Here is a 24,999-nt window from a genome sequence, read left to right on the forward strand (position 1 = left end):
TGCGAAGGTTCTTTTTCGCCCTACCTGGACGACGAAATAAGTGTGGCAAAACAAGCCTACTACTGGGCTGTCTTGACCGTTCTCTTGCGGCTTTGTTGCCTAGGAAAAAGGTGGGAGCAAGGATAAACCCAAATCGGTCATTGGACCGTAAAGTGTACTTGTAATGGAAAAGATTACTTCCTGATCTCTTTCATTTTCTTGTTGGCATCTTGTTTCTTGTTTGTTCTCGTCGTAGCCCGCTACGCCTTCGAACTCACCACCAACCCTCTGCTCAACCATCCAATGAAATATGTTAAGAATCTAATGACCGATTTGGGATAAAAGTCAAGTGGGTTGTACAAAATCACGGCAAAAGTACTTTATTGTTGTGCGATATTTCGGTTTTGTTTGGAGAGAAGGACAAGAATCTGTACCTTTGCGACATGAAAAATGAGGACCTCTTTCCTCCACGATGGAGAGAATCTCGCTGAAAAAATGGACGGATAAACTCTTGTGAATAAGTTTTTGACGCTGATATTCAGCTGAATTCTTCTTTTTCGTACACGTCCCCACACTGTGTCGCCCTCGATTGACTTCTTCCGCATTGTCGGATTGTGCAATTTGTCGGATTTTCCTTGGTTTTTCGCCTTGCAGTTCGCGGGAGTTTCGGACGGAAGAGAATTCTCTTACTATTATATAATATTGAAGCATGAAGAAACAACCCTTATATCTCGCAACCTTGCTGGCAGTTTTCGCTTTGCCAGTGAGCGCTTGGGCGCAGGAACAGACGCTCGAAAGGCAAGCGCTTTCGCAGACGGTGTCTGTGGCACCTCGCACGCTCGATGATTATCGTAGTCTAGCCTTGAAGCACAACAAGTCGCTCCAAGTGGCGAAGATGGCGGTGACCAAAGCCGAGGAAGAGCATCGCGTGGCGCGCACCAACTATTTGCCCAAGGTGTCGGCTGTGGGTGCCTATTTCCACACGGGTGATAACCTTTCGCTCCTCTCCACCGACCAGCAAGCGAGCCTTTCCACCTTAGGCACGCAACTGATGCAGGGTGTGACGCCAGAGTTTATGCAGGCAGCGCAAGGATTTCTTGCCAAGCATCCCGACCTCTTCCCCTTGTTGCAAAAGGGAATGGCGGCAGGTAAACAGGCTGAAGCAGGCTTGAATGCGATGGGCAGTAACCTTGTCGACAAACTCACTCCCGACACGCGCAATGTGGCAGTGGGGGCAGTGATGTTCACCCAACCTTTGTATATGGGTGGAAAAATCCGTGCCTATGACCGCTTGACGAGCTATTCCACCCAACTTGCAGGAGAGAAGGTGCGACAAGCCGAACAAGAACTGATTTATGATGTCGACAAAGCCTACTGGCAAGTGGTGAGTTTGCACCACAAGCGCCAACTGGCAGTGGAATATCGCGACCTCTTGCGTCGTCTCAATGCCGATGTGGAGAAGATGGTGCAGGAAGGTGTGGCGACAAAAGCCAATGCCCTAGCTGTGGCAGTGGAGTTGAACAAAGCCGACATCACCTTGCTCCGCGTGGAAGATGGCGAGACCCTCTCGCGCATGCTCCTAGCGCAGATTTGCGGTTTGCCGCTCAACAGCACGTTGCAGTTGAAGGATCTGGAGTCGGTGCCTGAGATAAATTACGCAACGAAGGACCATCACAGTGCCGACGAGGCGGTGGCTATGGCATTAACGCAGCGCCCCGAACTGAAACAGTTGGCACTTGGACAGAAAATCTATGAAGAGAAGGTGAAAATCGACCGTGCAGCCTTCTTGCCTACACTTGCATTGACGGGAGGATATGGCATGACCTATCCCAGTGCGTTCAATGGTTTTGAAAAGAAGTTCAAGGGCACATGGAGTGTCGGGCTATTGCTCAAAGTTCCCTTGTGGGAATGGGGCGAAGGCAAACACAAAGTGCGCGCGGCTAAGGCGGATGTGGCGATGACGGCTCTGAAGGCGCAGGAAGCTCAAGAGAAAATCACCCTGCAAGTGACGCAAAGTCATCTGGTGCTTAACGAGGCGCAAAAGAAACTCTCGCTCTCTCGCCGCAACCTCTCCAAGGCGGAAGAAAATCTGCGCATGGCGCGTGTGGGGTTTGACGAAGGAGTGATTACCACCTCCGACCTCCTGGCTGCGCAAACAGCGTGGATGGCTGCCAAAACTGACGTGGTGGATGCACAAATCGACTTGCAACTCGCCAATGCTGCCCTTCAAAAAGCAATTTCCAACTAAAAAGGACTAGAAGCCCTAGAAGAACTAGATGCTCTAGAAAGGCTAGAAGCTCTAGAAGAACTAGATGCTCTGGAAGAACTAGAAGCTCTAGCCTCTAACGTCTAACGTCTAATCTCTAATGTCTAATCTCTATTTTCTAAAATGAAAAAGCAAGCTCCCAATTATATTCCAGCCATCATTCTCATCGTGGCTGTCGTAGCTCTCACCGCCGTATGCGGATATTTCGCCTTCCGTCCCGAGAAGGACGTCATTCAAGGTCAAGCCGATGTCACCGAATATCGTGTGTCGAGCAAAGTACCTGCCCGTGTGGCACACATTCTCGTTGAAGAAGGTCAGTTCGTTCACGCTGGCGACACCCTAGCTCTGCTCGAGGCTCCCGAAGTAGATGCCAAGTTGGTGCAAGCCAAGTCGGCAGAAGCTGCTGCCGCTGCCCAAAGTCGCAAAGCCGACAAGGGAGCGCGTGAAGAACAAATCCGTGGTGCCTACGAGATGTGGCAGAAAGCCATTGCCGGTCGTGAGGTGATGGAAAAGAGTTATGCACGTGTGAAGCGCCTTTTCGACGAAGGAGTCGCCACGGCTCAAAAGCTTGATGAGATAACCGCTCAGCGTGATGCGGCTATCGCTACGGAGCGCGCAGCAAAATCGCAGTATGACATGGCGAAGAATGGCGCACAAATCGAAGATAAACAAGCGGCAGCTGCCTTGGTGCATCGTGCAAGTGGTGCCATCAGTGAGGTGAAGAGCTACCAAAAAGAAATGGTGCTCGTGGCGCAACTCGATGGCGAAGTGACCAATATCTATCCCAGTGTTGGCGAACTTGTGGGCTCGGGTGCTCCCATCATGTCGGTGGCTTTGATGGACAAGATGTGGGTGAACTTCAATGTTCGCGAAGACCAACTTCTGGGCTTTAAGAAAGGTGCGGTGATCACTGTCTTTGTGCCTGCCTTGAACAACCAAGAGGTGAGTTTGCGTGTCACCAACCTCAAGGATGTCGGTTCGTATGCTGTGTGGCGCGCCACGAAGGCCATGGGCGGTTATGACCTCAAAACCTTTGCTGTGAAAGCAGTTCCCGTGAGCCAAATCAATGACCTCCGCCCTGGAATGACGGTTGTTTTAGACGTTAGAAATTAGACGTTAGATATTAGACGTTAGAATTTAGAAGCATCTAAAACGCTCGGTAAGAAATTATTGAGAATCAAATAAAAGAACTATGCAAGGAAAGAATCATAAAGAATTACTTGTATGGCAAAAGGCTATGCAGTTAGTAGTAGATATTTATAACTTAATTCGTTTACTACCCAAAGAAGAAACTTATGGTCTTTCTGATCAGATGCGTCGTGCTGCAATCTCTATTCCATCTAATATCGCAGAAGGAAATGCGCGGTCTTCTCAAAAGGATATGGTACATTTCCTCTATATTGCCCAAGGCTCCCGAGCAGAACTTGAAACGCAACTTGAGCTATGTGAGCTTATAGGTTATATTTCAAAGGACAGGTTAGAGCCCGTACTGATGCAAACGCAAGAAATTGGACGAATGTTGAGCGGTTTAATAAAGTCTACGTTGCAGCAAATTTCATCTCGGTAATCTCTCTAACGTCTACCGTCTAACGTCTAATGTCTAACGTCTAATGTCTAACGTCTAATGTCTAACGTCTAACGTCTACTATGTTCAAAGTAATACTCCGAGAATGGCGACGACTGCTCTCGCGTCCCATTTATCTCTTTTGCATCTTCATCGTGCCCTTGGTGAGTGCGGTGATGCTCACATCGCTCATGGGAGAAGGACTGCCCACAGAAATGCCCGTGGGACTCGTGGATATGGACAATACCACTACCACGCGCAACATTGCACGCAACCTAGATGCTTTTCAAAATACACGCATAGCCTATAAGTTTGCTGACGTGTCCGAGGCGCGACATGCCATGCAGCGAGGAGAAATCTATGCTTTTTACTATTTCCCCAAGGGAACCACCGAAAAGCTTCTCCGACAAGAACAACCCAAGGTGTCGTTCTACACCAACAACACCTTCCTCATGGCAGGGTCGTTGCTCTATAAAGATATGCGCACCATGAGCGAACTGGCTTCGGGAGCTGCCACTCGCTCGGTGCTCATTGCCAAAGGAGCCACCAACGACCAGGCAATGGCTTTCCTCCAACCTGTGGCAGTGGACGCGCATCCCATCGGGAATCCTTCGCTCAACTACAACGTATATCTGTCGAACATCCTCATTCCCGGCATGCTCTCCCTGATGATTTTCTTCGTCACGGTGTTTTCCATCGGACAAGAAATCAAAGAGTCTCACGGACGTGCCATGTTGGTGCACACTCGTGGCGTGGCGTGGCAAGCGCTCTACGGCAAACTCATCGCGCAAGCCGCCTTGTTCCTTCCCGTGGCATGGGCTTTGGGCGCTTATCTCTATGGCTATCTCCACTTCCCATGTCATTGTAGCTGGTTCACTATGGTCGGTTTGCTCAGTCTCTTCGTCTTTGCCTCGCAAGGCATGGGCGTGTTGATGATTTGTGCACTGCCCAATCCGCGCTTCGGACTAAGTTTTGCCTCACTCTGGGGCGTCCTCTCGTTTAGCATCTGCGGAATGTCGTTTCCAGCCATGGCGATGCATCCCATGCTCCACGGTGTGAGCTACCTCTTTCCTCTGAGACACTATTATCTCCTCTATGTCAACTGCGCCCTCGACGGCTGGCCCTTGTCGTCGGCATGGCCTTTCTGGGGAGCACTCATCGGATTTGCCCTCTTGCCCTTGCTTTTCTCCACGAGATTCAAGACGATTATCACGAAGATCCAATACATGCCTTAGGCGCATGCGTCGCAGCATTTTTTGCTGGTGAGGCTTGTGCAGTTGGAGGCATCCCAGGGGCTGTGGTGCACGGCGCAACATTCCGTCCTTTAACTCCACTGTTTGCCTCTGCCGAGCGAAACCAACGAACAGAACCGAACCAGAGAGTTACGGCTTTCTAACTATTATAATATGCATAAATCCTTTCGCAACACCCTGCGCGACATCTTTACCGACGGAGGACTCATCATCTTCCTTTTGGTAGTCCCCTTGATTTATCCCATCGTCTACGCATTTATCTATAATGAAGAAGTGGTGCGTGATGTGCCTGTGGTCGTTGTCGATGGCGACCATAGCAGTCTGTCGCGCGACTTTGTGAGACGCCTTGATGCCTCTCCCGATGTGGAGGTGGTGGCTCATGCAAATTCTCTCGCCGAAGCGCAATCTCTCGTGCGCCATCGCAAAGCCTATGGCGTGGTCTCCTTGCCGAGCCAGATGGATCGCGACCTCCAACGCGGAACGCCCGTGCGTGTGCAGGTGTACTGCGACATGAGTGGCATGCTCTACTACAAAGCTGTGCTCGCCACCACCACCGATGTGGCACTGCAAACCAATGCGCGCATTAAAGTGTCGCGCACCCCCGGAGCCACACAGCGACAAGAAGAAATCACTACTGCGCCCCTGACCTACGAACACGTGGCGCTGTACAATCCTCAAAGCGGATTTGCCACCTTTTTGCTCCCAGCAGTGCTGGTGCTCATCTTGCAGCAAACCATGATACTCGGCGTGGGCATGGAAGCCGGTACGCGCCGTGAGCGCATGGACCGCACACATGGATTCCCAGTCACGGACGATTTAACACTCGACGCAGCTGCCATCCTCAAAGCCTCCGATGAGGCGCACCGAGAAGAGGTGAAGCATCAGCGCGAAGCTGCCGAAGCCGCTGTGGCTCGTGGGGAAGCCGCAGAGGTAAAGCCCCGATGGTTCCACCCACAGCATCCCCGTCGTCGTCATGCCCCCATGCGCGCTTTGAGAAGTCTGCTGGGCAGAAGTTCGGCTTATCTCTCCATCAGCATCCCCGTAGCCGCCTTTGTGCTCGGTGTGGTGCCCCGATTGTTTCATTTCCCTCAGTTGGCAGAGTTTGGAGATTTGGCATTGTTCATCCTGCCCTACCTGTTGGCTATGGTCATGTTTTCCATTTCCCTCAGTGCCCTTGCTCATCAGCGCGAGAGTATCATCTTGATCATTGTCTTCACCTCTGTGCCGATGCTGTTTTTGAGTGGCGTGAGTTGGCCCGCAAGTGCCATGCCTTGGTATTGGAAAACCCTAGGTGTAGTGATTCCCTCCACACCAGCTATCAACGGATTTGTGCGTCTTTCTTCGATGGGAGCCAGTCTTTCGGATGTGGCGCGCGAATGGTGCCACCTTTGGTGCATAACTGGTGTCTATACCCTCATAGCATGGTGGGTGACATGGCGCAACGAAAGGCGGAAAATGAGTTTGAAAAATTTCCGAACAAGAAAATGAAAGACGACTGGAAGTTGTCTTCTCAATAACGAACTGTACGATAGCAATCGACCCAATGGAGATGCTGCAAAAACGAATTTTGCAACATCTCCTTTCTCTTTTTGGGGTGAAATATCCTCATAATTTAGGGTTTTATGGTTGGCGAGAATGACGTACCTTTGCAGTCGAACATAAAAAAGATAATAACAGTGCTCACTTCTCTCCTTTGCTGCAGCGCATTGCTCAGCCTTCCCACAACTCAAGGGACCGACAAAACCACACTTCCCACAGACTCAATGGCAAACGCTACTGTTGCCCCAGAGTCACGCCACGAAGTGGTGCTTCCCACAGCACAAATTCAAGAAATGAAGCGCAATCAAAAAGACCTTGCGCCTCAACTTGGTGTGAAAGTGGAATCTTCACTGATGAATAACCATCAACTCCGCACGCTCAAAGATCTCACTGCCGTAGTGCCCAACTTCTATATGCCCGATTACGGGAGCAAACAGAACTCTCCGCTCTACATTCGTGGCATAGGAGCAAAAGCCAAAGCACCCACAGCAGGTTTTTATGTAGATGGTGTGCCCCACTTTGAGGGAGCAGCCTTCGACTTTCTCCTCGATGATGTGCGTAGCGTAGAAGTGTTGCGTGGTGCACAAGGCGCACTCTATGGTCGCAATGCCATTGGAGGCATTGTGAATGTGCAAACTTTCTCGCCTTTCGACCGCACTGGCACGCGCCTGCGCCTGGGCTACGGCAATTTCAAAGATTTTTCAGCCAACTTGTCCACCCAAACCACTTTCAACAACCGTTGGGGTGTTTCTCTGTCTGCTGGTGCGCACAATCGCGATGGATATTTCAAAAACAAATACACCAACCAAGATGCCGATGCGCTCAAAGAACGCTATGCGCGTGTGGGTGTGGAGTGGCGTGCCAATGATCGTTGGACGATGCGCCTCAACTCTATGGTCGACTACACGGACCAAGGAGGTTACCCTTACGGTGTGTGGGACAAAAACACCCAACATGTGAATGAGGTAAACTACAATCACCCCTCAGGCTACGAGCGTTTGCTCAACACCAACGGTCTGCGCTGGCAATATGTGGGCAAAGGTTTCGACTTCAATAGCCAAACGTCTTATCAATATCTGAAAGACCATCAAACCATTGACCAAGATTTCACACCAAAACCCTATGCGGAGGTGGATTATCGCACTCGTCAAAATTTGGTGAGTCAGGAGTTTTCGCTGAAATCTAATACAAACTCGCGCTATCAGTGGATGTTTGGTCTCTTTGGTATGTCACAATGGGTGAAAAACAATATCGATGTGGCGAATAATATGCCTTCGCCCAAAACAAAGCAAGGCGCAGATTTAAGATTTGTGACAGATTATCTCTTGTCCACACAGACCTTTGCCTTCTATCATCAGTCTAGTTACAATGTGTGGCGCGGACTTTCATTGACAGCTGCTTTGCGCTACGATTTTGAACAAGCCACCGATGACTGTAAGAATGAGAAATCGTCTCTTTCCACTCGCAAGCCTTTGCCCAATGGCAACCAAAATTGGGTAAGTAAATTGCATTTCTCTCAGCTCACGCCTAAATTTGCAGTGCAATATCGTTGGGCGGCTGCCGATCTCTATGCGCAAGTAGCACGCGGATACAAGGCTGGCGGATTCAACCAAACCTTCCGCTATGAGACAGAGCGCACCTTCTTGCCCGAAACCAACTGGAGCTATGAAGTGGGAACACATTTCCATCTGCCATTTTGGGCTACGGAAGGACAAATCTCCCTCTACTACACCGATTGGCGCGATCAGCAAGTTGCACTCACGGTGCCTGGAGTGGGCAATATCTTGCACAATGCTGGACATTCAGACAGCAAAGGTTGGGAAGCTTCTGTGCGCACCTCTCCGATCAAAGGCTTAGTGTTGCGTGCTGCTTATGGCTATAACTATGCGCGCTTCATTGAATATAAACAAGAAACTGTCGGTGCAGCGGGTAAACCTGTCAAGGTGGTGGATTATGCCCATCACATTGTCCCTCTCACTCCTCGACATACGCTTTCTGCCATGGGAGATTACACCGTGGAAAAACCGTTGAATTTGATGGACCGACTCACTTTCTCTGTCGGAACTACTGCCCTCGGTCGCATCTATTGGCACGAAGACAATGAAACTCAGCAACATTTCTATGCGCTGCTCGATGCTAAAGTGCGTATGGAATGGAAAAACTTGGGAGTTGAACTTTGGGGAAAGAACTTGACTTCTACAAAATATGTGGTCTATGGCTTCAAATTTGGTGACAATTATGCACAGGCTGGACGTCCGCTCACTTTCGGTTGCACACTTAATTATCAGTTTTAATGGATAGTCTGTGCGCTATGGCACCATCTTCGCAAAACATGGCTCCCGACACGCAACTTCGTGTCGAGAACTCGCAAGGCCTTGCCCTCTCTTCTCACTGCCACGAAGTTGTGGTGGTGGGTGGAGGGCTCACGGGGCTTGTCACTGCCTTTATGCTCCGACAAAAGGGAGTGGATGTGGCAGTGGTGGAAAGAGAAAATCGCATTGGTGGACAGATTCACACCTACCACGAGGGAGATTTCACCTTTGAGAGTGGTCCTTCTACGAGTGCGTTGAGTCATCCTGAGGTGGCAGAACTGTTTGAACTTCTCGATAAATCCACTTTGCTCAAAGCGTGCAAAGAGGCGCACGCACGATGGATTTGGCACAAACGGAAGTTTGTGGAGATGCCCCACGGATTGTGGAGCGGACTCACCACACCTTTGGTGACCCTCTACGACAAGTTTCGACTTTTGGCAGAACCCTTTCGCCAGCGCGGGGTGAATCCCGACGAAACGGTGGGCGAAATCAGTCGTCGCAGATTGGGAAATTCCTATTTCCGCAATTTTGTTGATCCTTTTGTTTCGGGAGTCTATGCCGGCGATCCCGACAAATTGGTCACTCGTTTTGCATTGCCCAAATTGTATGCCTTAGAACAAACCTACGGCAGTTTCATTCGTGGAGCAATACAGAAGATGCGCACGCCCAAAACCGAACGAGAGCGTCTTGCCACCAAAGAAGTGTGGTCGTGCGAGGGCGGAATGGAACGTCTCATCGAGCAGTTGGCTGACGGCATCGGACGCGAGCGCATCTATCTTGGCGTCACCTTTGCCGTGTTGCGCCCAGAAGGCAAAGACGGTTGGGAACTCCACGGCACTGTGACCACAACAGAAGACGCGATGTTGGATGTTTCTGAACTTTCTTCGGCTTGTGGTGAACATTTGTCTGAAAAAAAAGAAATGCAAACGGCAAAAAACAATTTCGTTTGTCGTGCGCAACGTGTCATCACCACTTGTCCAGCCTATGCGCTGCCACAACTCCTTCCTTTTGTGGAATCATCGTTGCTAAAAGAAGTGTCTACACTCACTTATGCACCAGTGGTGCAAGTGGCTGTCGGATTTAAGGATGTGCAAGGTCGTTCGTTTCAAGCCTTCGGTGGGTTAGTGCCCTCCGCAGCAGGGCGAAAGGTGTTGGGCATTCTCTTTCCCTCTTCGTGCTTTTCGCATCGCGCTCCCGAGGGTGGGGCATTGTTCTCCGTCTTTATGGGAGGTGTGCGCCATCCCGAATGGGTGGCAGCCAGCGATGAGGTCATCACCGAAACTGTTTTGGAAGAACTCCAAACGATGCTGGGATTGCCCCGCGATTTACAGCCCGACTTGGTGCGCATCTTCCGCCATCCACGTGCCATTCCTCAATATGAAGCCTCATCGGCACAGCGATTTGCAGCCATTGCTGCCCTTCAATCGCAATATCCAACGCTCACCCTCGCAGGCAATCTGCGAGACGGCATCGGCATGAGCGACCGCATCAAACAGGCTTGCGGACTTTAGGGTGCCACTCTTGGGGAATACTCGTCTTGAGAAAAACCAATCTTGAGAAATATCACCCTTGAGGAATATCCCCCTTGAGAAAAAACAGTCTTGAGGAAGACCAATCTTGAGAAATACGGTGTCTCACGGCACAACGTGTTGTTCATCTCCCCACTTGTGACTTGCATCCAAGTGTTTGTGTTTTTAGCCCAAATCGGTCATTAGATCCTGAACAGATTTCATTGGCGTAATCACCAGCAAAAGAGATTTTGCAGAGTGGTTACGCCAATTGCAGTTACGCCAATAGTAGTTGCGTTAATTCCAGTTACACTAATTTCTCCCCACACTGTGAACAGAAACGGTCGTTCTTTCGCACCCGGTGTCCGCAGCGAGGGCAACATCCATGTTGCACTGGCTTGGAGGTTTCATCGACAAATGTAGCCGTCACGATACCCGTGGGGACAGCAATGATGGTATAACCCAACAGCATCACCATCGACGAGAGGAATTTCCCCGTAGGGGTCACAGGAGTGACGTCGCCAAATCCCACAGTGGTCATCGTCACGATGGCATAATAAACCGAAGTGCCCAAATCGGTGAACTGCGTGTGGGGTGCGTTGCCCTCTACAATGTACATCAGTGTGCCGATGCAGGTGACCAAGATGAGGACAAAGAGAAAAAAGACCAGAATCTTGTTGAAACTCCTGCGCAGCGATTCCAAGAGGAGGTAGCCCTCATTGAGGAAGCTGAAGAGGCGAAACACGCGAAACACGCGAATGAACCGTATGGAGCGAAGCAAAAGCATATAGCGTGCTCCGGGGAAGATGAACGCCAGATAGGGCGGAAGGGTGGAGATGAGGTCGATGATGCCAAAGAAACTCAATGCATATTGCATGGGACGTCGCGTGCAATAGAGACGTGCCGCATAGTCGAAGGTGAAGATCACGGCAAAGACGTACTCCAAAATCTCGAGCGTTAATTGAAAGGGATGCGAGAGTGAGGGCATACTCTCCACAAAAGCCGTGATGATGCTTGCCAAGATGCCAATGATGAGCAAGACGTCATAAGTTTTTCCTGCCGGAGTGTCTGCCAAAAATATGATGCGATATAGTCTTTCTTTATCTAACCAAGTGGGACATTTCATACAATCAGGGACGTTTTTATGGGTATCAAGCCTTTGGTACCATCGGAATGTTTACTTTTTGTGCGAACCATGAGGGCTACTTGTGTGAACTATGTAGTCATATTGTACTAACTATGTGGACTTATAGTACTAACCATGAGGTCTACTTCTACTGACTAAGTGGTCGGGTGCTGGTGTCATCGTCGGTTCTCATAGAGAGTTTGCCGCGAGCGGCAGTTGCACTCAAGCTGTAGTCCTTGCTTTTTCACCATAGTTCTGCGCAAAGTTACAAATTCGTGCGTAGATAAGGCGGATTATTTCCCTAGAATGTGCTAAGCACAGGAGAGAGAAGGGGGAGAAAAGGAGGACATTGTGGGAAGAAGTCCAAGAAATCTTGGACAAAGGAAAACCTTTCTCGGAGATTTTCTGAAAAAAGTGGGAGTTTTTTCGAGATTTTCCGGAGAATGAAAATTGCACCCTCTGAGATGTTGCGAAACACGCGGGGATAATCTTGATGAGAAGGGACCATTTTTATGTAGATACTCCGCTATCTCGGTGGAGACGAAAGATAAAATGGAGTGCCGAAGGGAAGCAGTGGGGAAGGGGAGGATGTGATTATCTTGTTCAGAATCGAGAGGATGGACTTGCATTTTGTGAAAAAAACAAAGAAAAAGGAAGACACACGCAGAAGTGACGCGAGAAGAGAAAATGGAGTCGAAAAAAAAGAACAGAAAAATCTCATTCGATATTTCTTTAATCACTAGGAAATCATTACCTTTGCAGCATACATTGTAATCATTACAGCCCTGCTTGCCCTCATCGACAAGCATTCTGGCCTGACTAGCCAGCTCTGAGTAGACAAGATTGCCGTAGACATGCTTAGACGTTGAACACGAAGCGTTAAGCGTTGGAGACCGTGCATCAGCCTCTTTCGTTTTTTGCTCTCGCTCCACCATCTAATGCCCTGACTAGCCTATAACTCCGCCCTGCACAAAGGGACATTCTTTAGAGATATAGACTAGCAATTCGTGTCGAAGGACTTATATATCACGCCTACTCCTTAAGGACATAAACAACAACATAACAATAAAAACCATAGGCTCTATGGCAAAGAAATTCATTACTTGTGATGGTAACCAAGCCGCTGCACACATCGCTTATATGTTTAGCGAAGTGGCAGCTATCTATCCCATCACCCCCTCGTCTACAATGGCGGAATATGTCGATGACTGGTCGGCACAAGGTCGCAAAAACATGTTTGGCGAAACCGTACTCGTGCAGGAAATGCAGAGTGAAGGTGGCGCTGCAGGTGCTGTGCACGGCTCACTTCAGGCAGGTGCATTGACCTCTACTTTCACCGCATCTCAAGGTCTTCTCTTGATGATCCCCAATATGTATAAGATTGCGGGTGAATTCCTCCCTTGCGTGTTCCACGTTTCCGCTCGTACCATTGCCTCTCACGCACTCTCCATCTTCGGTGACCACCAAGACGTAATGTCTGCTCGTCAGACAGGTTTCGCCATGTTGGCAGAAGGTTCTGTGCAAGAAGTGATGGACTTGGCTGGTGTGGCTCACTTGGCTTCTATCAAAACTCGCGTGCCTTTCATGAACTTCTTCGATGGTTTCCGCACTTCGCACGAAATCCAGAAGATTGAAATGCTCGAAACTGAGGATTTGAAGCCCCTCGTTGACCAACAAGCTCTCTCTGATTTCCGCAATCGCGCCCTCACGCCTGAGCGTCCTGTGGCTCGCGGTATGGCTGAAAACCCCGAAACCTTCTTTGCTCACCGCGAAAGTTGCAACCCCTTCTACGAGGCTGTGCCTGAAGTGGTGGAAGAATACATGAACGAAATCTCTCGCATCACAGGTCGCAAGTATGGTCTCTTCAACTATTATGGTGACCCCGAAGCTGATCGCGTGATTATTCTCATGGGTTCTGCCACTGAAGCTGCACGCGAAGCCATCGACTATCTCCGTGAAGAGAAGGGTGAAAAGGTGGGTCTCGTGAGCGTACACCTCTATCGTCCTTTCTCTGTGAAGCACCTTCTCGCTGCTGTGCCCAAGACGGCAAAGCGCATCGCTGTGCTTGACCGCACGAAAGAACCTGGCGCTAACGGCGAACCTCTCTACCTCGATGTGAAGGAAGCCTATTATGGTTTGGAAAATGCTCCTCTCATCGTGGGCGGTCGCTACGGTTTGGGTTCAAACGACACCACGCCTGCACAAATCATGTCGGTGTATGAAAACCTCCAATTGCCCGAACCTAAGAACCACTTCACCGTGGGCATCGTGGACGACGTGACCTTCACGTCACTTCCCCAGAAGGAAGAAATCAGCCTCGGCGGTGAAGGCATGTTCCAAGCTAAGTTCTATGGTCTCGGTGCTGACGGTACTGTTGGTGCTAACAAGAACTCTGTGAAAATCATCGGTGAAACAACCGATAAATACTGCCAAGCTTACTTCTCTTACGACTCTAAGAAGTCTGGTGGTTTCACTTGCTCTCACCTCCGCTTCGGTGATCACCCCATCCGTTCTACCTATTTGGTGAACACCCCTAACTTTGTGGCTTGCCACGTGCAGAGCTACATGCACATGTATGACGTGTTGCGCGGTATTCAACCCAATGGTACTTTCCTCCTCAACACCCTTTGGGAAGGTGAAGACCTCGTGCGTAATATGCCTAACAAAATCAAGCGCATCCTTGCTCAACGCAACATCACGGTCTACACCATCAACGCTACCAAGATTGCTCGCGAAATTGGTCTTGGCAATCGCACTAACACCATCCTCCAAAGTGCCTTCTTCCGCATCACCAACGTGATTCCTGTGGACAAGGCTGTCAAGGAGATGAAGTACTTCATCGAGAAGACTTACGGCAAGAAGGGTCAAGACATCGTAGACAAGAACTACGCAGCCGTAGATCGCGGTGGAGAATACCAAGAATTCCCCGTAGATCCCGCTTGGGCTTCTCTCGCTGACGACGCTAAGGTGGACGATGGCGCTCCTGCATTCATCACCGACATTGCTCGCGTCATCAATGCACAAATGGGTAATGACCTCCCCGTGAGTGCCTTCAAGGGCTTGGAAGATGGTACTTGGCACCAAGGTACTGCCGCTTACGAAAAGCGCGGTGTGGCTGCCTATGTGCCCGCTTGGGATTTGGAAAACTGTATCCAATGTAACAAGTGTGCTTATGTTTGTCCTCACGCTTGTATCCGTCCCTTCGTGATGGATGAAGCCGAATTGGCTGCGTCTCCCAACTTGAGTGCTATCGAAATGAAGGCTCCTGCCCAAATGAAGGGTATGAACTTCCGCATCCAAATCTCTGTGCTCGACTGCACAGGTTGCTCAAACTGCGTAGACGTTTGCCCTGGTCGTCCTAAGACTGGTAAGGCACTCTCTATGTCTCCTCTCCAAGACCAACTTGGCGAAGCCGACAACTGGAAGTATCTCACAGAGAAGGTGACCAACAAGGGCCATCTCGTGGATGCTGCTTCCAACCCCAAGAACTCACAGTTTGTACAACCTCTCTTCGAGTTCTCCGGTGCTTGCGCTGGTTGTGGTGAAACTCCTTACGTGAAGCTCGTTTCGCAACTCTTCGGTGACCGCGAAATGGTGGCGAACGCTACAGGTTGCTCATCCATCTACTCAGCTTCTATCCCCTCCACGCCTTACACCACCAACGCAGAAGGTCATGGTCCTGCATGGGCTAACTCACTCTTCGAAGACTTCTGCGAATTTGGTCTCGGTATGACGCTTGCCAACAAGAAGATGCGCTCACGCATCGAACTCATCTTCAAGGATGCTATCGCCAATGGTGGTGAGCACGTGAGCGAAGAGTTCAAGGCTGCTGCTGCAGAATGGCTCGAAGTGAAGGATGATGCTGCTGGTTCTAAGGCTGCTGCTGCGAAGCTCAAGCCCATGATTGCCGCTGGCAAGGCTGCAGGTTGTCCCGTTAGCAAGCAACTCGACGAACTTTCTCACTATCTCACCAAGCGTTCACAATGGATCATCGGTGGTGACGGTGCTGCTTACGACATCGGTTACGGTGGTCTCGACCACGTCATCGCATCGGGTGAAGACGTTAACATCCTCGTCCTCGACACTGAGGTGTACTCTAACACCGGTGGACAGTCTTCTAAGTCCACTCCTACGGGTGCTGTGGCTAAGTTTGCTGCTTCTGGTAAGCGCATTCGCAAGAAAGACCTCGGTTTGATTGCCACTACTTATGGCTACGTTTACGTGGCACAGGTAGCGATGGGCGCCGACCACAACCAAACCCTCAAGGCTATCCGTGAGGCTGAGGCTTATCCTGGTCCATCTCTCATCATCGCTTACTCACCTTGTATTGCACACGGCTTGAAGGCTGGTATGGGTAAGAGCCAACACGAAGAAGAACTCGCTGTGAAGTGCGGTTACTGGCATCTCTGGCGCTACAATCCTGCGCTTGAAGACCAAGGAAAGAACCCATTCTCACTCGACTCTAAGGCTCCCAACTGGGCAGACTTCCAAGACTTCCTCACTGGTGAGGTGCGTTTCCAAGCGCTCAAGAAGCAATTCCCCGAACAAGCTAAAGAACTCTTCCAGGCTTGCGAAGAAAATGCTCGTCGTCGCTACCAAAGCTACGTGCGCATGACTCAGCAAGATTGGAGTCTCCCCGAGGCTGAAACAGCTGAAGCATAAGCCTTAACACTGACTATAAGCGTGACATCCTAGTGCAGGGTGTCGCGCTTTTCGTTTACCAATAAAAACAACGCGACATTCTACATCGGAATGTCGCGTTTTCGTTGGAAGAAGTCTTTGAAGGCTCGCGGTGTTTGCGCTGAATTGCGCAACAGAGGGCTTATGCAAGCAGTAGCTTTAGAGAAAAGGCTAAGATTTGTAGCCCTTCTTCGCAGAACTGATGAAGTCTTTCAAGAAGGTTGATTCCTTCAACACCTTGTTCACCGCTTGTTGCAAGTCATTGGCAGAGAAATTCTTGCCTTTGTTTTGCAGCATGTAGGAGAGTGCCATCAGATACACCCATCCCGAAGCCAGAGTGATGGCATAGAGCGTGCCGCTCATCAAAGCTGCACCTGCCAAACTGCCGATACCTGGGATAAACTTCAGAGCGCTTGCCACGGTGCTCATAGCAGCAGCCGAAGCCAAGTTTGTAGCCACGCCAGCACCAATGGTTTTCAAAATGTTGTCGCCCACAGACACGCCCACTTTCTTGTTGATGAGCACATACATCGTCCAGATGTTGGCAGCGCCAGCCGCCACATCAGCACCGGGGATGGGAATCCAGGCTGAGGCAACCGCGATTTTGCTGTGACGCTTCACGATGCCCACGATTTCTTGTGGGAAATTTGCACCGACAAACTTGTCCATACCTTGCATTGCGCCGTACACCTTCGTTGCCGCTTCCAGGAGTTTTTTGCTACTGTCCATTTGGATAGAAATTTATTGGGTTATAAAAAAGAGAGAATTCAATAGTTTTTGAGGGAAATGCGGATTTTCGCGTGGTTTATACTTCTTCCACCACTTCCACATATTCATCGCTGTGGTCCTCGTGGTGCGCGTGGCTGTCGTGGGCATAATCTGCATCACTCGCCTGCATCACCGGGTGTTCCACCATAGCTTTGTGGAAGCGCGTCGCCACTTTCATAAAACTTGCGTAGGCGATACCACCATTGATTACGCCACCCAAAATGGGAATAGCCTTTGCTACACCGCGGCCAAAGGTGTTTTTGGTAAGGTTAGTGCCCAACCATTTCGCCACCTGTTTGATGATGGGGTAGTAGAACGTCTTGGTTAGCGCCACGCGTGGCAAGCGCTTTGCCGTTTCGAGGGAGAGTTGTTGCACCAGTTTCGTCAATGCCTGCTGTGCAGCCTGCACACCGAAGGCAACACCCAGCATCACCGTGAGCTGATTGCGCGTATAGTCCGAGATTTTTCCGTTTTCGGTGAAATCCTCGTGACCGTAGAGGTAGCTCAACTTCTGCACCAAGCACATCAGTTGTCCATAGAATTGTGCTAAATCAGCAGGGATTGTGGCGAATAGGGTTAATCCACCGGGAATACCTGCGGCGAAGGAGAGTCCCGTGACGCATTTGGTGTGATAGCTGATGCAATTTTGCGCAATGAGTTTGAGCATTGGCAGTGAAATCACCGCAGGAGGGCAGGCAATAGCCGCCTCAAGTTGTTCGGGTTTGCACATGCCTTGGAGTTCGGTGCGGAGGAATTTGTCGCGATCCACCTTGACGAATGGCATTTTCAACGCAAGGTCGAGCACCTCGTCCCAGATTTGAATGTTGTTGTTAGTTTGATTTGTTTTCATATCTGAATGTTTTTCGGGTTTGTTGGTTTCGTTGGTTTCGTTTGGGAGAGCGTCCGCGTTGGAAGCCTCCGTTTGCTCACTGTCTCCAGTGGAAGTCTGAGCCTTGGTCTTGTTCGACATAGTAGCCTTCAAATTCTCTACGTCAATGTCTAAATTGAGATACGGGGGCCATCTTTTCTTACCGAAGAGTAGCTCCCAGAAACTGGGGTCAGGTCGTTTTATGGGTCCGTCAGGATACATAGTTGTGTGACTTTTAGGGGGTAATAATTAGTGAATACTGGTGTAGCTGTTGCAACTTCGCCATCTGAGCAGCCTTGTGCGCTAGCATGAGGTGTAGGACGTCATTGCCATTTGTTGGAGGCTGCGCCACAGCTGTTGGGTGTGCTCAGCGTCCTTGCGCTGGTTGCGCACCATTTGTTCTAAGATTTTGTGATTCATGATGGTTATTATTTAAGAGTTGTGTTTAGAGCATTCTATTTATTAGGATTTGCCGTCGTTTCATCCGGTGTTTTTTTAGGGGGCTGTTCCTCGTATGAACTGGGTGCATCCTTCGTCGTTATTCACCTATTAGGATTTACCGTCGTTTCATCCGGTGTTTTTTAGGGGCTGTTTCTCGTATGAACTGGGTGCATCCTTCGTCGTTATTCACCTATTAGGGTTTGCCGTCGTTTCATCCGGTGTTTTTTTTAGGGGGCTTTTGTCTTGATGACAATGCAAAGATACAAGGGCTTCTGGCGGGGTGTAATATTTCTTATTTACTTTCGATGGATTATTTGCGAACTAGGTGCATGGTACAGAAACGATGCACCCATTATCGAAAAGACAAATAGGGGAATCCGATGCCTTTTTGCACCCATTTTCTTTTTTGCCCTACGTGAAAGGGACAAAAAAACGCGACATCCCGAGGTGGAATGTCGCGTTTTACTTATAGCGTTAAGCAGAAGTCTTAGTAGAAGTGGGGGAACACTCAGCCGTGAAGACTGGTGAGTGGACAGACAGGGTAGGCGTCTTTTGTCGCTGCCTATCGGTGAGGGGGGAGAGCGTGTTTAATACAACTCCTCGCCCCAAATGAAGTCGTGGGGAGCATCGGCAAGGAGAGGATGGCGCTGGTCTTTGGCACTCAAGATGGCGTCGGCAATGGGCATGCGCCAGTCGATGTCGAGACGCTCATCCAAAAGAGAGATGCCTGCGTCCGACTCGGGAGCATAATAGTTGTCGCACTTGTATTGGAACACCGCTTCTTCGGAGAGAACGGCAAAACCATGCGCAAAACCGCGGGGGATGAAGAGCTGGAGATGATTGTCTTCGCTCAACTCCACCGCCACGTGCTGACCAAAGGTGGGACTGCCTTGGCGAATGTCTACTGCCACATCGAGGACGCAACCGCGTGTGCAGCGCACGAGTTTGCTCTGCGTGTGGGGCATGCGCTGATAGTGAAGACCGCGCATCACACCGCGCGTGGAACAAGATTCGTTGTCTTGCACAAAATCGATGGGGCGCACTAAGCGGTTGAACTCTTGTTGGGAAAAGGATTCAAAGAAATATCCACGATCGTCGCGAAACAATCGAGGTTCGAGGATGACAACGTCGGGGATGGCGGTGGAATGAACAATCATTGTAGGAGATAAATCTGTGGTAGGTCGGAGGAGTGTGGGAGGATGAAACAAAAACGTCGGAGTTTTTTGGAAAAACGTGGGAGATTTTCGGAAAAACGTTGGAGATTTTCGGAAAAATGTCGGAGCTTTTTGGGGCAAAACTCCGACGTTTTTATTGTAGTGCGCAAGGACTCGCCTCTAAACTAGTGAAGTCCATCTGCGTAGGGTGCGGCTTGTGGCGCACAGAATGTGTGTGCAGCAGGGTGTCGGAAGGGCTAGGGGGCAATGAGCTTGAGGAGATATTGCCCATATTGATTTTTAATCATGGGCTGCGCAATGCGCTCCACGTCGGCAGCGGTGAGCCATCCTTGGCTGTAGGCGATGCCTTCGAGACAAGCCACTTTGAGACCTTGACGTTTCTCCAGCACCTCAATATAAGTGGAGGCTTCTGAGAGCGAATCATGGGTGCCAGTGTCGAGCCACGCAAAACCGCGTCCAAGGGTGAGGACTTGGAGTTCGTTGGCTTCGAGATAATGCTGATTGACCGTAGTGATTTCCAGTTCCCCACGAGCCGAAGGTTTGATGTTCGCTGCCACATCCACCACCGAATTGGGATAGAAATACAAGCCCACCACGGCATAGTTGGACTTGGGGTGCTCGGGTTTCTCTTCGATCGAGGTGCATTGTCCAGTTTCGTCAAAGGTGGCGACGCCATAACGCTCGGGGTCATTGACACGATAGCCAAAGATGGTGGCGCGTTGTTCCTTTTCGGCTGTGGTCACGGCTTTTTGGAGGAGTTCGGTGAAGCCAGCTCCGTGGAAGATGTTGTCGCCTAAGACCAAACAAACGCTGTCGTTGCCAATAAACTCTCTGCCGATGATGAAGGCTTGTGCCAGACCATCGGGCGAAGGTTGCTCGGCATAGGAAAACTCTACGCCAAAGTCGCTACCATCTCCCAAGAGACGTTGAAATCCGGGGAGGTCGTGTGGTGTGGAGATGATGAGAATCTCGCGGATGCCAGCGAGCATGAGTACCGAGATGGGATAATACACCATCGGTTTGTCGAAGATGGGGAGGAGTTGTTTGCTCACTCCTTTGGTAATGGGGTAGAGACGTGTGCCGCTACCTCCAGCGAGTACGATACCTTTCATATTTGAGGTTAGCCTTTTTCTGTTTTCTAGTTTTTCTAGCGATTCTAGAAGGTCTAGCTTTTCTAGTTCTTCTAGCGATTCTAGAAGGTTCAAAGTTACGATTTTTGGCTTATGCTGCCAAGGATTTATGCAAAAAAATCCCGCACCCTAGATAGAGGGTGCGGGAGATGAGGAGAATCAGTGTGATGTGCACCAAAGTGCTACTGATTATTTGATTACCTTCTTGCCGTTTACGATGATCACTTGGCCAGCTGCAGCCTTGTTGACGCGGCGACCAGAGAGGTCGAAGGCAGGAGCTTGGGTAGTGGTCGTAGTGCTAGAAGAAATAGCTGTGGGATCTACCACCTTGAGGGTGAAGTCGAAGATGTAACCACCGTTGTTGTTGATCAAGTTGCTGGTGTATTCACCATTGTATTGACCAGCCGCGTCGATGTTGTTCCAGTCGATCTTCACGCGCATGCGGTAAACACCGGGCTTTTCAGGAGCGTTGAACGAAGGCATGAGGAAGAAGCCGTTGTCGAGAGTAGCTTGGTTTCTTGCGCTCTCACCGAGAGAGTTGAAGCCCTTGTAGTGGTTATAAGCCACCACTTCGCTGTTCGTCTTACCGGGCTCTACGTTCCAGTTGAACTTCTTGTCTTGGTTAGCATCAAGGTAGACATAACCGTGCATCCAAACGTTGTTGTACTGAGGTTCGATGGTCACTTCTGCGCCCATGGGTGCTTCAACCACGAAGTCGAGTACTTCGTTGTAGATGTTTTCAGGACGTTGGTCAAGGAGATATTCCGTGGTTTCACCGTTAACAGTGGCGCGGAAACCCTTAGAAACGCGGTCGTTGCGAGTCACTTGGAGGTTAGAGTACTTGTCCCAGTGCACTGCGTAGTCCGCCTTGAGCCATGGTTCGATGGGAACGAGCTTGAAGCGGCTAGCGGGATCAATGAACTCTTCTACCAATCCACCGAGGTCTTCAGTGCCTACATTGATGTAGCTAACACCGGTGAGGAGGGTTTCGAGCATCTCTTTGAAGGTGTTCACTTGGCTTTCAGTGTAGCCACCCACCATCTTGTTGTAGAGCTCTTCCATACCTTCGCGGAGGTTGTAAACTTCGTCGAGAAGACGTTCGTTTTCCTCCTTTTTCGCCTTCATGGCTTCTGTGGTGAAATCGCTCTTCTTGATGGCTTCTTCAGCCTTAGCGATAGCGGCGTCAGCCTTAGCGAAGGCATCGGCGAGCAAAGCGTCGAGTTCTTGCTTTTGAGTCGCAGCGTTCACGATGCCAGGCACGATGTCGTTGATAGCGTTGCGTGCAGCAGTTTCGAGTGCTTCGGGGTTACCTTCGTAAGGACGGAAGTTTTGGTCGAGACCAGCGAGCGCCTTGTTGAGAGCAACCACTTGGTCAGCGGTAGCAGCGGTGGTGCCAGCAGGATAAGTCTTTTCTGAATAGAGAGAAATCTCACCATAAGAGAAGAACTTTCTGCCATTCATGTTGGTCTTCTTCACCACAAGCTTAAACGCGCTGTAAGCCTTGGGAGCGTGGATGTCGAGGATACCAGAGTAGCCACCAATGCCATTCACACCGTGTGCGTTGAAGTTGCCAGTAGCTTTTTCTGTCTTGATCATTTCCCACTTGAAGCCATTGCCTTGAGGCGTGCCACCGTAGATGTCGATTTCTGTGGGACGGTCGTTATACTGACCACCTGCGAGGCGAGCTTGATAAGCAAACTTGAAGTCTTTCACCTCTTCGGGGTTGTCAAACTTGAACATCAAGTTGTGCTCCTTGTTGTTGTTTTGCGACCAAGTAGAGTGGAAGAAGGTATCGTTTTTGCCGTCTAACAAAGCTGCATAGCTACCTTCTGATGGTTCCTTGTTGTCGCTCCAGATTTGTGAGCCTTTTTCAACGAATTGGTGCTTGACCACGCGAGGCTTAGGACCATTCACCTGTGTTTGGAAGAGTTGGAACTCAGAGTAGGTGAAGAAGTCGGTGCCAGTGTTGGTGCGGAGCACGTTGAAACGGAAGGCATCATAGTTCTTGTCGGCAGTGAATTGGAAGTAACCGCCATAAGCACCTACGCCTTCGTAGTTGGTTGCTGTGCTAGGCATGTCGTTAGCAACGGTGGTGAAGGGTTGTTCTTCCCAAACTATGGTGCCATTGGCTTGCTTCTTACCCCCATAGATAGCAATCTTGGTGGGGATATTGTTGTTGTTTTGCTTACGCTTCTTGTAGTCAACTTGGAAAGTCTTTTGACCAAGAGGGTTGTCGAAGGTGACTTGGATGTATGGATTCTTGGGACGATTTCCTTGATAGCTAGAGTGGAAGTAGGTGTCCTCGTTGTTGTCAATCAAACCTGCGATAGGTCCCTCAGTGGGGTCTTGAGAGTTGGTGCTCAATTGCGCAGCATCCGTGATCAAAGCATTGCCCACCTTCTTGTAAGCAGGCTGAGTGGCTGCCAAAACATTTTCACCGATATCCTTGAGAGAGCGCTTATTGGCTTGGAAAGATGCATAGGCTTGCATCTTATCTGCGCTGATAAAATACCAGCGAGAGGGAGCACTTTCGTTCTCGTTCGCAATACCAGCATTCCAACGTACAACGTCGTTGCCGTTGTTGTTGTGGAGAGAAACTTGGCTGCCCGCGCTAGTAGTGTCGGCAAATGAATAGTAAATATTGTTGTTCTCGTCGAAAGCAGTGCTCACCTTGTAGCGGAACTCTTCAGTTTGAGTGCCGATAGGAGTGTTGAAACCACCTACTTTTCCGATGTAGCGTTGTGACTGCACATTTTTGAAAGCAGCAGCACCGTGTTCGTTCACGTCAAACTCGAACAAAGAAGCGGGGAGCTTGTTGGCGTTAAATTCGTAGGCTTTCACCACATTGCCTTCTACCGCCATGATGCGGTTAGACGCTACGTTGTAGAAATAACCTTGTTGGGGAACAGACTGCGCCTTAGCGGAAGTTGCCATGCCAGCAGCAAGCACCAACGCAGGGAAGAGAGCGTAAAGTTTATTCATATTTGTGATTTGTTTTTTTTGATTTCTAGGCGGTCGCAGGCGAGGCGGTTGCGCTAGCTCTGCGATGAGGTCGAAGGACGCGCGATGACGCACAGCAACCTCACTTGGTTTTCTGCGGTGGATTGCGGTGGAATGCTACGTATGTGGGCAGCTCCCATCCGCTTTGTCCTCTGTTGGGTCCTGACCTTTTGGGGGCATTGTCGTGGGCTATGGTGTGAAAAGTTCCTGCAGAAATTGGGTTTTCTGTCTATTCTGCAAACTTCACTCGGCAAATACACCCTCTTGTCGGTGGCAAATTTAGGGATTATTTTTGGATTATCCCACATTATGCGAATTTTTTTGCCATCTTTTTTGTTCAAATGTCCATTTTATGGTTGTTTCATTCCGTGCGTGTGGATTTTACTTGGTATCCTGCTGGACATATCTCGAGTTTTATTTGCTGCAAGTCTGGGGCTTGCCTATGGCAAAGGGTTGAATCTGTGGAGCATCAGAGAGGCTTCTGCCGTGAGGAGGGAGTGTGGGTGGGGAAGTGCGGAAAGGGACGGGAAGTGGTATGGGAGGTTGCGGCTGATAGTGGTGGTGACGACAAAATCAAAGCTCCCACTGGACATGGCATCCAGTGGGAGCGGTGGTGAGGTAGATGGACAAATGTAGGTGCTATTCTCCGTAGCCGATGGGGCAAAGGCGCGATTGGGGATGGTTGCGCACGCTTATATATAAAGGAATATGGCGCGGATGACGCTGAAGTCGCAGCATGAGACGGCGGAAGGTGGCGATGGAATTGACGATGAAGTCGGGCGCTGTGGCTTGTCCCACGAGCAGGCAACCGGAGGTGTCGTTGGGGGTGTTGCCCACGTGGATAAGAACGCCGTTGAATCCGGGGACGTTGCAAAGGGAAGGCATCTTACCGCTCCAAGGGCGTGCCCAAGGATGGTGCTTGTAGTCGGAGAATCGGGGCGAAGCAACGTTAAGACTCAGACGGTATCTGCCTTCGGGGATGGCGGTCTTGCCCGGGATTTTGGGGGCTCCTTTGGGGCGTGTGCGCGGTTCTAGAGTGTGGCAGAAGAATTTGTCGTTGATGTAGAGGGCGCCTAGGGTGGCGTTGGTGGAGAAGTGGGTGCGCCATACGGTGAGGGTGGCAGTGTCGGGTTCGGCATTGTCGACTTGCGCTTGCGCTGTGCTGTCTTTCTGCACAGCGGTGGGGGAGTTGTTGGGCTGCGCTGGGCGATTGTTGTCTACAGCTTGGAGAGTGCTGTCTGCTGCTAGGGGAGTTTTAGGAGATACAGAGTGTGTTGTCATGGTGTTGTGTGTATTAGCTTTTAATAATAAGGGAGTTTTTGGTATGAAATAAGGAAGGTCGTGTCGTCATGGTGGGCGAATGTGGCTTTCATTATTGGAGAATTGCGCT

16 protein-coding genes are annotated in these 24,999 nt (G+C 50.1%); 9 read left to right on the forward strand and 7 right to left on the reverse strand.

Features of this window, described 5'->3' with window-relative positions; genetic code table 11:
• Positions 1–688: 688 nt before the first annotated feature.
• From BQ2633_RS08690 to hemG, 7 genes are all read left to right on the forward strand, one after another.
• Entirely contained in the window at positions 689–2,227 is a 1,539-nt protein-coding gene (locus BQ2633_RS08690; RefSeq protein ID WP_346048483.1) for a TolC family protein, read from the forward strand.
• Positions 2,228–2,368: 141 nt separating this feature from the next.
• Complete coding sequence (locus tag BQ2633_RS08695; protein ID WP_075566512.1) at positions 2,369–3,358, forward strand: HlyD family secretion protein; 990 nt, start codon at positions 2,369–2,371, stop codon at positions 3,356–3,358.
• Between the two features lie 79 nt (positions 3,359–3,437).
• Positions 3,438–3,812 (forward strand): four helix bundle protein, encoded by a 375-nt coding sequence (locus BQ2633_RS08700; protein WP_075566513.1) that lies wholly within the window; start codon positions 3,438–3,440, stop codon positions 3,810–3,812.
• Positions 3,813–3,892: 80 nt separating this feature from the next.
• Complete coding sequence (locus BQ2633_RS08705) at positions 3,893–5,044, forward strand: ABC transporter permease (protein ID WP_075566514.1); 1,152 nt, start codon at positions 3,893–3,895, stop codon at positions 5,042–5,044.
• A gap of 171 nt (positions 5,045–5,215) precedes the next feature.
• Positions 5,216–6,550: an ABC transporter permease gene (locus BQ2633_RS08710; RefSeq protein WP_075566515.1), complete on the forward strand. Its 1,335-nt coding sequence runs from the start codon at positions 5,216–5,218 to the stop codon at positions 6,548–6,550.
• A gap of 188 nt (positions 6,551–6,738) precedes the next feature.
• Positions 6,739–8,895, forward strand: a complete 2,157-nt coding sequence (locus tag BQ2633_RS08715; RefSeq protein WP_176720110.1) for a TonB-dependent receptor plug domain-containing protein — start codon at positions 6,739–6,741, stop codon at positions 8,893–8,895.
• Positions 8,896–8,912: 17 nt separating this feature from the next.
• On the forward strand, positions 8,913–10,424 hold the full coding sequence (hemG, locus tag BQ2633_RS08720) for a protoporphyrinogen oxidase (protein ID WP_346048488.1): 1,512 nt from the start codon (positions 8,913–8,915) through the stop codon (positions 10,422–10,424).
• A 304-nt stretch (positions 10,425–10,728) separates the two neighbouring features.
• Here hemG and BQ2633_RS08725 read toward each other — a convergent pair whose 3' ends face one another.
• Positions 10,729–11,547, reverse strand: coding sequence for an ion transporter (locus tag BQ2633_RS08725; RefSeq protein ID WP_075566516.1), 819 nt, complete (start codon positions 11,545–11,547; stop codon positions 10,729–10,731).
• A 1,083-nt stretch (positions 11,548–12,630) separates the two neighbouring features.
• Here BQ2633_RS08725 and nifJ point away from each other — a divergent pair.
• Positions 12,631–16,209: a pyruvate:ferredoxin (flavodoxin) oxidoreductase gene (gene nifJ, locus BQ2633_RS08740; RefSeq protein WP_075566519.1), complete on the forward strand. Its 3,579-nt coding sequence runs from the start codon at positions 12,631–12,633 to the stop codon at positions 16,207–16,209.
• A 189-nt stretch (positions 16,210–16,398) separates the two neighbouring features.
• Here nifJ and BQ2633_RS08745 read toward each other — a convergent pair whose 3' ends face one another.
• The 5 genes from BQ2633_RS08745 to BQ2633_RS08765 form a co-directional block, all read right to left on the reverse strand.
• Positions 16,399–16,956 carry a hypothetical protein gene (locus BQ2633_RS08745; protein WP_075566520.1) on the reverse strand — a complete coding sequence of 186 codons (558 nt, stop codon included), beginning with the start codon at positions 16,954–16,956 and terminating at the stop codon, positions 16,399–16,401.
• Between the two features lie 76 nt (positions 16,957–17,032).
• Positions 17,033–17,845 carry a hypothetical protein gene (locus BQ2633_RS08750; protein WP_141700175.1) on the reverse strand — a complete coding sequence of 271 codons (813 nt, stop codon included), beginning with the start codon at positions 17,843–17,845 and terminating at the stop codon, positions 17,033–17,035.
• 1,046 nt (positions 17,846–18,891) lie between these two features.
• Positions 18,892–19,461: a dTDP-4-dehydrorhamnose 3,5-epimerase gene (rfbC, locus tag BQ2633_RS08755; protein WP_075566522.1), complete on the reverse strand. Its 570-nt coding sequence runs from the start codon at positions 19,459–19,461 to the stop codon at positions 18,892–18,894.
• 254 nt (positions 19,462–19,715) lie between these two features.
• Positions 19,716–20,591: a glucose-1-phosphate thymidylyltransferase RfbA gene (gene rfbA / locus BQ2633_RS08760; RefSeq protein ID WP_075566523.1), complete on the reverse strand. Its 876-nt coding sequence runs from the start codon at positions 20,589–20,591 to the stop codon at positions 19,716–19,718.
• Positions 20,592–20,798: 207 nt separating this feature from the next.
• Positions 20,799–23,591, reverse strand: coding sequence for a discoidin domain-containing protein (locus BQ2633_RS08765; protein WP_075566525.1), 2,793 nt, complete (start codon positions 23,589–23,591; stop codon positions 20,799–20,801).
• A 359-nt stretch (positions 23,592–23,950) separates the two neighbouring features.
• Between BQ2633_RS08765 and BQ2633_RS11335 the strand changes: the two genes are divergently transcribed.
• Positions 23,951–24,226 (forward strand): hypothetical protein, encoded by a 276-nt coding sequence (locus BQ2633_RS11335; RefSeq protein ID WP_141700176.1) that lies wholly within the window; start codon positions 23,951–23,953, stop codon positions 24,224–24,226.
• Positions 24,227–24,248: 22 nt separating this feature from the next.
• On the opposite strand, the gene BQ2633_RS08775 is transcribed toward BQ2633_RS11335, so the two are convergent.
• Entirely contained in the window at positions 24,249–24,890 is a 642-nt protein-coding gene (locus BQ2633_RS08775; RefSeq protein WP_141700177.1) for a DUF5675 family protein, read from the reverse strand.
• Positions 24,891–24,999: the final 109 nt, after the last annotated feature.

Source organism: Ihuprevotella massiliensis, assembly GCA_900095835.1.
Classification (GTDB): Bacteria; Bacteroidota; Bacteroidia; order Bacteroidales; family Bacteroidaceae; genus Alloprevotella; species Alloprevotella massiliensis.

Excerpts from the sequence above, each read along its gene's own strand:
- hemG (WP_346048488.1), top strand. The coding sequence starts at position 8,913 with ATGGCACCATCTTCGCAAAACATGGCTCCCGACACGCAACTTCGTGTC.
- BQ2633_RS08705 (WP_075566514.1), top strand. The coding sequence starts at position 3,893 with ATGTTCAAAGTAATACTCCGAGAATGGCGACGACTGCTCTCGCGTCCC.
- BQ2633_RS08725 (WP_075566516.1), bottom strand. The coding sequence starts at position 11,547 with ATGAAATGTCCCACTTGGTTAGATAAAGAAAGACTATATCGCATCATA.
- rfbA (WP_075566523.1), bottom strand. The coding sequence starts at position 20,591 with ATGAAAGGTATCGTACTCGCTGGAGGTAGCGGCACACGTCTCTACCCC.
- BQ2633_RS11335 (WP_141700176.1), top strand. The coding sequence starts at position 23,951 with ATGTCCATTTTATGGTTGTTTCATTCCGTGCGTGTGGATTTTACTTGG.
- BQ2633_RS08765 (WP_075566525.1), bottom strand. The coding sequence starts at position 23,591 with ATGAATAAACTTTACGCTCTCTTCCCTGCGTTGGTGCTTGCTGCTGGC.
- BQ2633_RS08745 (WP_075566520.1), bottom strand. The coding sequence starts at position 16,956 with ATGGACAGTAGCAAAAAACTCCTGGAAGCGGCAACGAAGGTGTACGGC.
- BQ2633_RS08700 (WP_075566513.1), top strand. The coding sequence starts at position 3,438 with ATGCAAGGAAAGAATCATAAAGAATTACTTGTATGGCAAAAGGCTATG.
- rfbC (WP_075566522.1), bottom strand. The coding sequence starts at position 19,461 with ATGATTGTTCATTCCACCGCCATCCCCGACGTTGTCATCCTCGAACCT.
- BQ2633_RS08690 (WP_346048483.1), top strand. The coding sequence starts at position 689 with ATGAAGAAACAACCCTTATATCTCGCAACCTTGCTGGCAGTTTTCGCT.
- BQ2633_RS08695 (WP_075566512.1), top strand. The coding sequence starts at position 2,369 with ATGAAAAAGCAAGCTCCCAATTATATTCCAGCCATCATTCTCATCGTG.
- BQ2633_RS08710 (WP_075566515.1), top strand. The coding sequence starts at position 5,216 with ATGCATAAATCCTTTCGCAACACCCTGCGCGACATCTTTACCGACGGA.
- BQ2633_RS08775 (WP_141700177.1), bottom strand. The coding sequence starts at position 24,890 with ATGACAACACACTCTGTATCTCCTAAAACTCCCCTAGCAGCAGACAGC.
- BQ2633_RS08750 (WP_141700175.1), bottom strand. The coding sequence starts at position 17,845 with ATGAAAACAAATCAAACTAACAACAACATTCAAATCTGGGACGAGGTG.
- nifJ (WP_075566519.1), top strand. The coding sequence starts at position 12,631 with ATGGCAAAGAAATTCATTACTTGTGATGGTAACCAAGCCGCTGCACAC.